Annotated in this window: 12 protein-coding genes; 10 read left to right on the top strand and 2 right to left on the bottom strand. The window is 50.9% G+C overall.

Features of this window, described 5'->3' with window-relative positions:
- Nucleotides 1-70: 70 nt before the first annotated feature.
- From ABC502_RS10575 to ABC502_RS10560, 4 genes are all read left to right on the top strand, one after another.
- Nucleotides 71-862, top strand: coding sequence for a flagellin (locus ABC502_RS10575; protein WP_330128314.1), 792 nt, complete (start codon nt 71-73; stop codon nt 860-862).
- Between the two features lie 133 nt (nt 863-995).
- On the top strand, nt 996-2,441 hold the full coding sequence (locus tag ABC502_RS10570; protein ID WP_330089120.1) for a sigma-54 dependent transcriptional regulator: 1,446 nt from the start codon (nt 996-998) through the stop codon (nt 2,439-2,441).
- Nucleotides 2,442-2,577: 136 nt separating this feature from the next.
- A complete protein-coding gene (locus ABC502_RS10565) occupies nt 2,578-3,678 on the top strand; it encodes an ATP-binding protein (protein ID WP_345915871.1) in 1,101 nt (366 codons plus the stop codon).
- Nucleotides 3,665-5,002, top strand: a complete 1,338-nt coding sequence (locus tag ABC502_RS10560) for a sigma-54 dependent transcriptional regulator (RefSeq protein WP_345915870.1) — start codon at nt 3,665-3,667, stop codon at nt 5,000-5,002. The genes ABC502_RS10565 and ABC502_RS10560 overlap by 14 nt, the downstream gene beginning before the upstream one ends.
- Nucleotides 5,003-5,023: 21 nt before the next feature.
- Here ABC502_RS10560 and ABC502_RS10555 read toward each other — a convergent pair whose 3' ends face one another.
- Nucleotides 5,024-6,259: a dicarboxylate/amino acid:cation symporter gene (locus tag ABC502_RS10555; RefSeq protein WP_345915869.1), complete on the bottom strand. Its 1,236-nt coding sequence runs from the start codon at nt 6,257-6,259 to the stop codon at nt 5,024-5,026.
- A gap of 252 nt (nt 6,260-6,511) precedes the next feature.
- On the opposite strand from ABC502_RS10555, the gene ABC502_RS10550 reads away from it, so the two are divergent.
- The 6 genes from ABC502_RS10550 to ABC502_RS10525 all read left to right on the top strand — a co-directional run bounded on the left by ABC502_RS10550 (nt 6,512) and on the right by ABC502_RS10525 (nt 11,243).
- On the top strand, nt 6,512-6,880 hold the full coding sequence (locus ABC502_RS10550; RefSeq protein WP_345915868.1) for a hypothetical protein: 369 nt from the start codon (nt 6,512-6,514) through the stop codon (nt 6,878-6,880).
- Entirely contained in the window at nt 6,871-7,836 is a 966-nt protein-coding gene (locus ABC502_RS10545) for an efflux RND transporter periplasmic adaptor subunit (protein WP_345915867.1), read from the top strand. The genes ABC502_RS10550 and ABC502_RS10545 overlap by 10 nt, the downstream gene beginning before the upstream one ends.
- A 46-nt stretch (nt 7,837-7,882) precedes the next feature.
- Nucleotides 7,883-8,239: a hypothetical protein gene (locus tag ABC502_RS10540; protein WP_345915866.1), complete on the top strand. Its 357-nt coding sequence runs from the start codon at nt 7,883-7,885 to the stop codon at nt 8,237-8,239.
- Between the two features lie 248 nt (nt 8,240-8,487).
- The gene (locus ABC502_RS10535; protein ID WP_345915865.1) at nt 8,488-10,578 is read left to right on the top strand and encodes a peptidase domain-containing ABC transporter; all 2,091 of its coding nucleotides are present in this window, start codon (nt 8,488-8,490) and stop codon (nt 10,576-10,578) included.
- A gap of 183 nt (nt 10,579-10,761) precedes the next feature.
- Nucleotides 10,762-10,947 (top strand): hypothetical protein, encoded by a 186-nt coding sequence (locus tag ABC502_RS10530; RefSeq protein WP_345915864.1) that lies wholly within the window; start codon nt 10,762-10,764, stop codon nt 10,945-10,947.
- Nucleotides 10,941-11,243: a type II toxin-antitoxin system RelE/ParE family toxin gene (locus ABC502_RS10525; RefSeq protein WP_345915863.1), complete on the top strand. Its 303-nt coding sequence runs from the start codon at nt 10,941-10,943 to the stop codon at nt 11,241-11,243. Before ABC502_RS10530 ends, ABC502_RS10525 begins: the two co-directional genes overlap by 7 nt.
- 168 nt (nt 11,244-11,411) lie before the next feature.
- On the opposite strand, the gene ABC502_RS10520 is transcribed toward ABC502_RS10525, so the two are convergent.
- Nucleotides 11,412-12,716 carry an amidohydrolase family protein gene (locus ABC502_RS10520; RefSeq protein WP_345915979.1) on the bottom strand — a complete coding sequence of 435 codons (1,305 nt, stop codon included), beginning with the start codon at nt 12,714-12,716 and terminating at the stop codon, nt 11,412-11,414.
- Nucleotides 12,717-12,893 lie beyond the last annotated feature (177 nt).

Genomic DNA, 12,893 nt, shown 5'->3' with positions numbered 1-12,893 from the left:
TAGGCAAAGTTCGCATTTTTAGTGCGTTCTGGCTATAATTTAACCATTACAGCGTTGCGAGGTCATGCGGATGAAAGTCGGTACTAATAACTCCATTTTGAATCAAACCATTGCGCAGCAGGACAACTTGTTCAAAAAATTGGCGACAGCAAGGCGTATCAACAGTGCGGCTGATGATGCGGCAGGTTTGCAAATTGCCAATCAGTTGACCTCAAGCATCAATGCCCGTGAACAGGCTTCGCGCAATGTGTACGATGGTATTTCGTTAGCGCGGGTGTACGATCAAGGCCTGCAAGCGATTGAAGAAAACTTGCAGGACTTAAATACGCTGGCGATTCAGGCTGGTAATGGCATTTATGGTGCCAGTGAGCGTCAGGCCTTGCAGCAGCAGGCAGATCAGTTGTTGGGTAATATTCAGCAGGTGATCGATAACACCGAGTTTGCAGGTAAAGGGCTTTTTAATCAAAGTGGTGAAGTAACCTTTGGTACCGGCGATAGCAGCCTGAGCTTAAGTACGGAAGACGTCGCAGCTGCGCTTACTACCAGCAATTTGTTTGATTTTGATTTGACGGATCCATCGCAATTGACTGCTTCGCTTGGCAGCGTTGAGCAATCACTGCAACAGCTGGGGGCTTTACGGGCAGATACCGGTGCCACCATCAATGCCTTTGAAGCAGCGGCTAGTGTCATTGATCGTCAGCGCCTTGGTGAGGCTGAAGCGCGAAGCCGGATTGAAGATCTGGATTACGCCAAAGCCGTAAGTGAGCAAGTTGCTGGCAATATTTTGCTGCAGTCCAGCATCAGTGTGGCAGCACAGGGGCGGGTGCAACAGGAGCAGGCATTGCGTATTTTGGGTGGTTAACTTTACCGGCCTGAGCAACCGTTGGTTAGCGCTGGGAAATTGACAGAACGTCAAATTTCCAGCGCTTTTTATTTGGCAAGCCAAAGCGGCTTCGCTACAATGGGAGCATAACCAGAACAACGATTGAGTGACTATGCGCGCCACCCCCAAGCTTTACCTCGTCGATGGCAATATCCCACGCCAACAGCGCCTTAGTGCTATTCTCGATTTTGTGCTGGAACCACATCAGATTATTGACTTTGCCGAGTTATTGGCTTGCTTACAGCAACCCGAGCCTGCCGTGGTGCTGCTTGGTCAGTTGGATGAGGCACCACAAGCCCTGATCGAACAGTTTCCAGCCACCGCCTTTTTAGTGCTGGATGGTACTCAGGATGCGTTGCTGCAGTTTGGCAATGTGGTGGCGCTTTTAACCGAACCCTTTCGTTACGACAGCCTGACTCAATCGCTCCGAGATTGTCAGGAATATCATCGGTTGTTACCGGGGCAGCAACGGCTGGATCAGGCTGCGCGCTTGGTTGATATGGTGGGATCGGCCGAGCCGATGCAGCAGCTACGCTTTTTAATCCAGCAAGTGGCGCCGACTGAGGCCAATGTGATGATTTTGGGCGACTCCGGTACAGGTAAAGAAGTGGTGGCGCGCAACATTCATTTGCTTTCCCGCCGCGCTGATGGCCCTTTTGTGCCAATTAATTGCGGTGCCATTCCTGCTGAATTGTTGGAAAGTGAGTTGTTCGGCCATGAAAAAGGTGCTTTTACCGGTGCTTTTTCTACCCGCAAAGGCCGTTTCGAGCTGGCACAGGGCGGTACCTTGTTTCTGGATGAAATTGGCGACATGCCTTTGCCGATGCAGGTTAAATTGCTGCGGGTATTGCAGGAGCGGATTTATGAGCGGGTGGGGGGCAATCAGCCGATCAAAGCCGATGTGCGCATTATTGCTGCAACGCATCGTAACTTGGAGCAAATGATTGCTGATGGTCGCTTTCGTGAAGATTTGTTTTACCGGCTCAATGTATTCCCGATTGAAACACCGGCGCTGTCTGCGCGCACCGAAGATCTGCCCCAGCTGTGTCAGGAACTCATTCAGCGCCAACAGCAGGCGGGTCACGCCCGGGTAAAGTTTACCGAGCGGGCGATGGAAAGTCTGAAGCTCCACGCCTGGCCTGGTAATGTCCGGGAGCTGGCTAATCTGGTAGAGCGCATGGCCATCATGTACCCGAATCAGGTGGTGGATGTAGCAGAGCTGCCTCTGCGCTACCAACATCTGGAGGTGGATAGCTATGTGCCGGATTATCCAGAGGCTTTGCAAGAGCGTGATTTGCTGAATGAGCTGTTCCAGGCCGATGAAGAGGAAATGGCTTTTTATGAAACGGCGGAGGCTGATCCATTTCAGGCGGATCCTCAGTTGCCGGAGGCAGGGATTGATCTTAAAGATCATCTGGCGGAGCTTGAGATCCTGTTTATCACCCAGGCGCTGGAGCGGCATGATTTTGTGGTGGCCCGTGCTGCCGATATGCTGGGGTTGCGTCGTACAACCCTGGTGGAAAAAATGCGCAAATACAATCTCGCCAAAGACGACTAATACCACACTGGTGTCAGAATTCTGACACCAGTACGCTGTAATCTGCTCTCTATCTTGCTGTAATTCATAGACTTATTTCTGGCATACAACATGCATAAATCCATCAGAGGCCCTGATCCGATTTATGAGGTGTGATATGCATACCGCCAGAACTTTGTTTGAGATGGATTCGACTTCCAATGTCGTGACTGATTTCAGCCGCTATCTGCAGCCCGTCTCTGCAGCGACTGATCGCATGCAGCATTTGGTTACCATGTTGCCGGTTGGTGTGGTGGTACTGGATGAGCGTGGCTATGTGGCCGACGCCAACCCAATGGCTCTGGACATGCTGGGTGAGCCGTTGCAAGGGCAGCGCTGGCTGGATGTGATCACCCGTTCATTTCGGCCTCGCAGTGATGATGGCATGGAAGTATCCTTATTCAATGGTCGTCGGGTTAAGCTGGCTATCAGTGCGCTCAGTCCGGAACCAGGGCAACTCATCGTGCTGACAGATTTAACGGAAACCCGTCAATTGCAAAGCCGGCTGGCGCATATGCAGCGCTTGTCTACCCTTGGCAAGATGATGGCGACACTGGCTCACCAAATTCGCACACCGTTATCATCCGCCATGTTGTATGCAGAGAATCTGTCCAATCAGCGTCTGAATGATGACGCCAAGTCGGTGTTTCAGCAAAAACTGGTGGCTCGCTTGCAGGATTTGGAGCAGCAGGTAAACGATATGCTGTTGTTTGCCCGCTCAGGCAATGAAGCCAGTGTCAGTTGCATTGCCGTGGATGCTCTGCTCCAGGAGGTACAAGCTGGAATTGAAGCTCAGTTGCAGGCGTATCAGGCCAGCTTAAGCATTGAAACCAAGCAAGCCGGCTTAACCTTATGGGCGAACCAAAGCAGCCTGGCGGGCGCAATTTTAAACTTGTTGCACAACAGCCTGGAAATTATTGGGGCGGATGCGCAGTTGATGATTCGTTGCCAGCAGCAAGGCAGTTGGCTGGTGCTGGATATCAGTGATAATGGGCCGGGTGTGCCGGAGCATTTGCAGCAACAAATTTTCGAACCCTTCTTTACGACACGCAATCAGGGAACAGGTCTTGGCCTTGCTGTCGTGCAGGCGGTAGCCACCGCCCACAAAGGCCAGGTGAGCTATGTGCCACAAGTGGGCGGTGGGGCTTGCTTCCGTCTGCAATTACCGTTACATCAGACAGAACCTCAGGCGCAGGAGAAAAGCTATGACGCAAACTAAAATCATGGTGGTAGAAGATGATGGCGGCTTACGTGAAGCCCTGGTCGATACCCTGACTCTGGCCAACTATCAGGTTGTTGCCGCCGAGAGTGCCGAGCAGGCTCTGCTGCAGTTAAAGCAACAAAGCATTAAGCTGATTGTCAGCGATGTGCAAATGCCGGGCATTTCGGGGCTGGAGCTCCTGGCCACGGTACGCCAGCAGTACCCACAAATACCGATGCTTATTATGACGGCGTATGCCAATGTAAATGATGCAGTACAGGCCATGCGATTAGGGGCGGTGGACTATCTGTCCAAACCTTTTTCGTCGGAAGTGCTGGTGAATATGGTGAGTCGGTATGTGCCGGCCGAACAATTGGCTGGCATTGAGCCCATTGTAGCCGCTGAGCAGAGCAAACAGTTGGTGCGGTTGGCTGCGAAAGTCGCTAAATCCGATGCCAGTGTGATGGTGACCGGGCCCAGTGGTTCGGGCAAAGAGGTGTTGGCACAGTACATACACCAGCAATCGCCGCGGGCGGAGGGGCCTTTTATTGCGATAAACTGCGCAGCAATACCGGAGAATATGCTGGAGTCCACCTTGTTTGGTTACGAAAAAGGCGCTTTTACCGGTGCAGTGCAGGCTTGTCCCGGGAAATTTGAGCAGGCTCAGCAGGGTACCATTTTGCTGGATGAAATCACCGAGATGGACTTAAACCTGCAAGCCAAGTTGCTGCGGGTATTGCAGGAGCGCGAGGTAGAGCGACTTGGTAGCCGCAAAACTATCAAGCTGGATGTTCGGGTACTGGCTACCAGCAACCGCGATTTAAAAGAAGCGGTGCAGCAAGGTCGTTTTCGGGAAGACCTGTACTACCGCCTCAATGTGTTTCCACTGAACTGGCCAGCCCTGGCGGAGCGGCCAGAAGATATTCTGCCACTGGCCGAGCACTTGATGGAGCGGCATTGCCTGCGTGACGGTATTGCCATACCTCAGCTTGAAGGAAGCGCCATTCAAAAGCTGCTGCAGCATAGCTGGCCCGGCAACGTGCGGGAGCTGGATAATGTAATGCAGCGGGCGTTGATTATTCATAGCGATGGCGTGCTTACAGCGGACGATATATACATTGAAGAGCTAAGCGTGCCAACCATGACTGCGCTGGATGTTGATGCAGATGTTAGTCAGTTTAAACAGGAAATTCACGAGCAGGAGCACCGCTTGATCCTGGCAACGATGCGGGCTTGTGATAATAAACGCAAAGATGTGGCTGAGCGCTTGGGGATCAGTGACCGCACTCTGCGCTATAAGCTGGCGCGGATGCGTGAAGCCGGTATACAGCTACCGGCTTAAGATAAGCAGAGCCAGCCAGAACTAGCTCGCGGCAGGTACTGGCTCGCTTTCGTCTGACTCGATCAAACCTTCAGAATGCGCCACGACCCGTGCTACCATGGTATCTCCGGTCACGTTGGTGGCGGTGCGCATCATATCAATAATGCGGTCCACCGCAGCAATAAAGGCAATCCCTTCCAGTGGTAAACCGACCACACTCAAGGTCACCGTCAGCATCACCATGGCACTGCCGGGCACGCCAGCAGTCCCCAGCGAGGCTAGGGTCGCCGTGATGGCAATCAGCAGGTAGCTGGTCGCATCCAGTGGAATGCCATACAAGTGGGCTATAAAAATCGCGGCAATAGCCGGGTAAATGCCGCCACAGCCATCCATATTGATGGTGGCGCCAAGCGGCAACACAAAGCTGGCGTAATTTTTCGAAACTTTTAGATCCTCGGTCACCACTTTATGGGTGACCGGCAGGGTACCAAAGCTGCTGGCGCTGCTAAAGGCCACCAGCTGGGCCGGTAAAATGGCTTTGAAAAACGCCAGTGGCGACATGCCGCCAAACAAGCGCACCATGCCACCGTAGGTAAAAATGATATGGATAAAGCAGGCAATGTAAATCGCCAGGATAAACTTGCCTAGTGGCAACAAGGTTTCCAGGCCAAAACTACCCACCACCCAGGCCATCAGGCCCAGCACACCAATCGGCGTCAGTTGCAGCACCATGCGGGTGATCTGGTACATGATCTCGGCACCGGCTTCCATCACTTTGCGCATCGGCTCGGCTTTTTCACCCACCACATTGATGGCAATGCCCACCAACACCGCAAACACAATAATCTGCAGCACATTACCACTGGCTAGCGCCGCCACCGGATTGGTTGGGATCAGGTTGGTCAGCACGGTCGCCACCGGCGGAATATCACGCTCGCGAACTTCAGTAGTGGTCAGCTCGGTGATGGTACTAAAGTCCATCAAACTGCCCACGGTTAAGCCAATCAGGCTGGCAATCATGGCAGTAAGCAAAAACAGGCCAACGGTTTTAACCGCCAAACGCTTCATTTTAAGCGTATCGCCGAGTGAGGTAATGCTGGTGATCAGGGCAAAAAATACCAAGGGCACCACCAGCATGCGGATGGCATTAATAAACAGCGTCCCCAGTGGCTGCAGCACAGTGGCTTTTTCGCCAAAGACTACTCCCAGGCCAATGCCCAGCAACATAGCACCCAGCACACGCTGCCAGAACGGAATACGGAACCAAAAAGCAAGCATCAGGAAATTGCTCCAATAACTAAAGCGATTAGGGTCGCCAGTCTACTGGTAGGGGCAAGGAGTGTCCAGAAACAAGAAGGCGATTAAAGCGGGTTCTATGTTAGGTATATATGCTCATTTAGTCTTTTGTAATGAGAGATTTGGAAATCCAGTGCCTGGTGATGGGCTGGTAGTAGGGTGCTAAAACGCTACCTGGAATTTATATAGCTAAAAGAAATATGTAATAACAAAATTAAATATAAAGAACTTGAAATGCCGCCAATTGTGAAATATAAATTAATTAAGTGTTTATTTGGTTGCGTTTTGGTTTTTTATAAGGAGGTTTATGTGTCTGAGCAGGGGTTGTTTCGTGCAAATGCTTTGAAACAGCAAGCCGCAAAACTGGATGGCGACGTAATTATTGCTCAGCCGTTAAGCAGCAGCGTGCTCACCATCATACTGATGCTGTTGGTATTTATGTTAGTTGCATTTCTGGCGCTGTCGTCTTTTAACCGCAAAGAAACTGTCACTGGTTATTTAAAACCGGATTTAGGCTTGGCCAAGGTCGGTAGCCCACGCCCAGGCATTGTTGTCAATTGTATGTCGAGGATGGCCAGCAAGTGGAAGCGGGGATGCCGTTAGCGCTGATTCATATTCCCGAGCATCTGGCTGATGGTCTGTCGCTAAGCCAAAGCCTATTTCAGGGCTTGCTACAGCAAACGGAATTGTTAACTTTGCGTCAGCAGCAATTGCAGCAGCAATTTGCCCAGCAAGAAACCGAATTACAAAGCCGTTTACTGCTTAGCCAGAGCATGTTGCAGGAGCTTTTAGGCCAGCAGCAGTTGCAACAACAGCGTTTGACGCTGCAGCAAAGCCGTTTTCACAATTACCAGCAGTTGCAGCAGCAAGGGGCTATTTCAGAACTGGAGCTGCAGCAGCAAGCCGAGCTTGTTTTAGGGATTCGCCAGCAACTGGCCGAGCTAAGCGCCAGTGCCCAGCAACAGCAGGCCAGCATAGAGCAATTGCAGGGGCAACTAGCCCGGTTGCCGGTCGAACAGGCGCAGCAGTTGGCGTTACTGGATACCGACCGCTCAAGACTTCAACAGCAAAAAGTGGAACTGGATGCGCGAGGCCAGCTATTAATTACCGCACCGATCTCTGGCCGGGTGACCAATTTGGTGGCTGATATTGGCACTAGCTTAACCAGTCAATTGCCGTTCTTAACCATTTTGCCTGAGAACGCAGAGCTTCGAGCGGTCTTGCTGGTACCAACCCGGGCCTATGGTTTTGTGCAGCCTGGTCAGCAAACCCGTATTCGATTTGATGCCTTTCCGTACCAGCGTTTTGGTTTGTACCACGGGGAAGTAATTCGCACAGCGCAGGCTATCGTGCTTCCTGGGGAAGTCGATATGCCTGTCGCCGTGCAGGAGCCAGTCTACCGGGTCGAGGTAGCGCTGGCGGCGCAAGAGATCCGCGCCTACGGCAACAGCGTCCCGCTGCAATCGGGCATGCTGCTAAGCGCAGATATCGTGCTGGAACAACGCAGCTTAATCAGCTGGTTGTTTGAGCCGATTTTAAGCCTGAAAGGGCGATTGTAGCCCTTCAGGATTCTACGTAACTTAAAATGTCTCAAGGAGAGATACTATGCAAGAATTAACATTTGATCAAGTTGAAGAAGTTAGTGGTGGCTCTAGAATTAAACGTGAGCCGAGGGAGCCGCAATATGTTCAAGAACACCAGAGAAATGATTGCGGGGGGGATAGTGGTGGAGTTGGAGGCGCAACCATCGCTTCCACAGGTTTTGGTGCAACTAATTTAGCTGGTTCAGGTGTTGTTGCATATGCTCTAGGTGGAGTGCCAGGGATGATTGTAGGAGGGTTAGGTGTATTAACTAATTTTGCTTTTGGCTTAACGCAAGAAGGGCGGGACGGTATGAGAGTACAAAATCACCCTGCAACCCGACATCTATATGATTGTAATGGAAACAGAATTAGGAACTAATTGTTAATCAGAATAGCCTGCTACTGTTTGTGGTGGGCTTCAGGTAAATAGAATGAATAAGAATTCAAAGCTTGCGCTAGAAATACTGCTAATTATGCTTGTTGGTGGGCCCTGTGTTTTTTTTGTTCATATTTTTCTCGCTAAGAATGATGTTAACTTATACTTAAGGCAGCCTATTATTTTACTTTCGATTGTTGTTGTTATATTTGCTTATTGCAGGATAACTAAGTATGTAGTGCAAAAAAAGAATGATACTCCTCCAAACCGAAGCCGCTGAATGCGGTCTAGCCTGCATGGCAATGGTGGCCATTCATTATGGCCATCAGATGGACTTAACCACTTTACGCAGTCGCTATAATGTCTCGCTAAAAGGGGGCTCGATGCAGCAGTTAATGCGGCTGGCAGAGCAACTGAACATGACTGGCCGGGCGCTAAAGCTGGAGCTGGACGAGCTGTGTAAGCTAAAAACTCCCTGTATCCTGCACTGGGAAATGAATCATTTTGTAGTGCTGAAAAAAGTGCACCGCACTGGCATTACCATCTTAGATCCTGCTATGGGCGAGCGCCGCTTGAGTATGGTGGAGGTGGATAAAGCCTTTACCGGGGTGGCGTTGGAGCTAACCCCGACTAATGCGTTTAAAAAAATCGACGAGCGGGTACAACTTAGTTTAACCTCGTTCTGGAGCAACATTCAGGGCTTGGTACCCTCCCTGGTCAAGTTATTCGTATTGTCCTTGCTGCTGCAGTTCTTTGTACTGGCTTCGCCCTATTACACTCAGTTGGTGGTGGATGAAGTGCTGGTCAGTAATGACAAGCCCTTATTGCTGGTACTGGCGATTGGTTTTTCCTTATTGATGGTAATTCAAATCACCATTCAGGTGCTGCGCAGCTGGATTGCGCTGCATTTAGGTACCCATTTAAATATGCAGATGGTCACCAACTTATTCCGCCATTTGCTGCATTTGCCTGTATCGTTTTTTGAAAGGCGCCATATGGGCGATATTACCTCGCGCTTTTCCTCGTTAGGCTCGATCCAACAAATTCTGACCAACAGCTTAATCGAAGGCATTCTGGATGGGCTGATGATCGTGCTGGTGCTGGTAATGATGCTGTTGTACAGCCCGATGCTCAGTCTGGTCGTTTTTGCTGTAGTGGTGATGTATGCCTTATTGCGCTGGGCTTTTTACTGGCCCATGCGCCAACTGACGGAAGAAAGCATTGTCACCTCGGCCAAAGAAGACAGCGTTTTTATGGAAACCATCCGTGGCATTCAAAGTTTAAAGTTGTTTGGCCAGCAAAATGAACGGTTAAACCTGTGGCAAAACCGCCATGCCGAATCAGTCAATAAAGGCTACCGTTTGGCTAAGTGGGGCATTGGCGCTGGTACCGCCAATCAACTGCTATTTGGCATAGAAGGCATTGTTATTATGTATTTAGGTGCGCTCACCGTGATGAATGGCGATATGACCATCGGCATGCTGTTTGCTTTTATGGCCTACAAGGGCCAGTTTACCGGCCGGGCGGCTTCACTGATTTCCCTGGTGGTGGAAATCAAAATGCTGAAACTGCACTTAAACCGGCTGGCCGATATTGCCTTAACCGACAAAGAAGACGAAGGGTTGAATCAGCCCAGCCGAGATATCAGCGGCCAGTTGCGTTTAACCAACATTCGTTTTCGCTACGCCAATAACGAGCCTTTGCTGTTTAACGACCTATGCCTGGATATCCCGGCTGGTGCCAATATCGCTATTATCGGTCCTTCAGGTAGCGGCAAAACCAGCCTGATGAAACTGATGCTGGGCTTATTGCCAGCAGAAAGTGGCAAGGTGGAAGTGGATGGCATTGAGATTAAACAGCTGGGGCTGCGCAATTACCGCAGCCAGATTGCGGCTGTGATGCAGGATGACCAACTAATGTCCGGCACTTTGGCCGAAAACATCAGTTTTTTCGACCCACAACTGGATATGCAGCGAGTTTATCAAGCCGCCCAACTGGCAGGCATTCACCAAGATATCAGTGCGATGCAAATGGGCTACAACTCCCTTGTCGGCGATATGGGCAGCGCGCTGTCTGGTGGTCAGAAACAGCGCTTATTGGTGGCCCGGGCCTTGTACCGCCAGCCCAAAATCCTGCTGCTGGATGAAGCCACCAGCCATCTGGATGTGGCATTAGAACACTATGTGAACCAGGCCATTCAGCAGCTTAGTATGACCAGGATTGTGATTGCCCACCGGCCAGAAACCATCCTAAGCGCAGAGCAGATTTACCAACTGGCAGGCGGGCAGCTGCAGGATGTAACCGAGGCGTATAAAGCGCAGTTTGGTAAGGCAGTCGGGTAGTGCGCTGCGGGTGTTATTGCTTTTCACATCCTGCGCACTTAGACTTTAGTTAAGGCTCTGCTGCCAGGCAGCTACGCTGGTTATTACTCCAGAACAGTACGATCTTCAATGCTGTCGTTATTCAGGTAGTCACAAATAAGATTGTATTGTCATCGGGCCAGGTTAATCGTAGGAGATAGGCAAATGCAAGCTCATACCATTAAACAAGAAGCACTTGACGCCATCCAGCAATTGCCGGATGACGCCAGCACCGAACAGATCATGTATCGGCTTTATGTGTTGGAAAATATTCGGCGAGGTCAGCAAGATGCAGCCAAAGGTGATAGCCAGGCTGCAGAAGAGCTGCTGAAAGACATTCAAACATGGTGAAGTGGACGGCTCACGCTAAGGCCCAACTTCGTCATATTCACGATTATATCGCCCAAGATTCGCCGCTGTACGCCAAACGTGTTAGTGAGGCAATGGTACAAAAAACCATGGGTCTCGATGAGCTACCTCGCAAGGGGCACAAAGTGCCAGAATTAAACGACGACGCTGTGCGGGAGCTTGGGCTTTACTCTTACCGGATTGTTTACGAAATAAAACCGGATCAACTGATCGAAGTTCTGGCCGTGATTCATAAACGAAGGCATTTAATGCCAGAGGAAATTCCCCGGCCTGAATAACGACAAAGTCGTAATAGCCTTTTATTCGTAGTGAAGCGGATCTTCTGCTTTATTCAGCGCAAAGGCTTCCAACCACTGTTTGGTGAGCTCATTTTTTGCCAGTTTGCTCTAGGCTTTTTTACAAGGAGTTTTTTAGACTGTTTTCTAGGTAGCAGAGACTTTAACTGTTTAAAGCCTCTGGGCTTTCATTTCAACAAAGCGCCATAGAGAACGGTTAAAGGTTCGATTCAACGCATTGTCTTTGGCAGCATCTTTCATTGCTGCAAGCGCTGCCTCATCCAGCCAGTGTCCGCCGATCATCACGCCGGCTGGTTGCTTTACCGCCCCTATGTGTTGCAATGGGTCGGTTGGGATTAACAGCAAATTGGCTCGAAAGCCAGGCGTTATCATGCCGGTTTTCTCAAATCCAAGCGCCATAGCGCTTAGCCGTGTTGCAGAAGTCAGAACCTCAAAGGGGGAAAGTCCTGCGGTAACTAAGAGCTCCAGCTCATCGGCAAGGGAAGCTCCTGGGATCAGGCCAAAACCACCGCTATCGCTGCCTGCAATCAGGGGTACACCGGCCTCATGTAGCAACCTTGTGGCTATCAGGAAAAAGTCGGCGTGGGGCTGTTCGTAGTGGCTCGGCTCCATCCGACTCCAAAACTGCTCGGCATCCTTTGCATAAAAGCGCACCAGCGGATTGATGGCTTCAGAGCCAGGGCGTGCTAAATAGGCACCTTTGGAGTGTGCAATTCGCAGCCGTCGCTTGTGCGCAATCAGGGTTGGGGTGACCACTTCGCCAGATTTGGCCAATTGCGCGGCTACCTGACGCATCCTGGCTTCATTTAAATCATCGCGCAGGCTATGCCAGACAATGGTTTCGATGTGCTCCAGGGTTTGAAAGCCGCGGCCAAGCGAAGCCTGCCAGTCGATATCAAACGGCTTATCGTGAGGAATGCCTGCGGTGCGAACGCCTTCTGGCGAGTGACCGCTAATGCTGATACCTAGCTCTGCGGCTTCATCAACAATGCCCTGGTACGCTTCCTTGGTAAGATTGGAGTACAGCTTAAGTGCCCGGTAGCCTCGTTGGTACTGTTGTCTGACCGCTGCGCGCGCATCCTGGTAGCCGGTGACGGTTTGCTGCAATACCGTTTCATTCGGGCCCCGGCTATTGAGGATAGGCCCTGTGGTGATAAAGTCTGGGCCTAACAGTGCACCCAACTCAATCTGCGCTATCAGTTTAAGATGAAACGGATAGCCAGACATATTGCGCACACCGGTCACACCATGCGCCAGATACCCGGCCAGTTCGGTTTCATCGTTCAGGTGAATGTGTGCATCAATCAGGCCAGGCATTAAGGTGAAGCCCTGACCATCAATAATTAGTGCGCCAGTTGGTGCGGTAAGCTCACCTGCAGCCGCGACAGCAACAATATGTTCGCCAATGACCAGCACGGCTTTGGCGGCTTCTGCCTCGGCTTCGCCCGGGACCATCGAAATCAAACGGACATTATCGAACAGTGCAGCTGTCGGCGTACTGTCAGTGAGTACCAGCGCCGAAGGAATCCTGGATATGCTATACCACAGCCAAATTATGGCGCTGATAAGAAGCAATAAGATTATCGATGCGGCCGTTTTAACGGGCGAAAAGCGGTTTGTGTGCATAAAGAG

This window comes from Alkalimonas sp. NCh-2, assembly GCF_039631345.1.
Classification (GTDB): Bacteria; Pseudomonadota; Gammaproteobacteria; order Enterobacterales; family Alteromonadaceae; genus Alkalimonas; species Alkalimonas mucilaginosa.
Note: the sequence above shows the minus strand (reverse complement) of the source record. Positions and strands in the feature narration are given on the sequence as shown.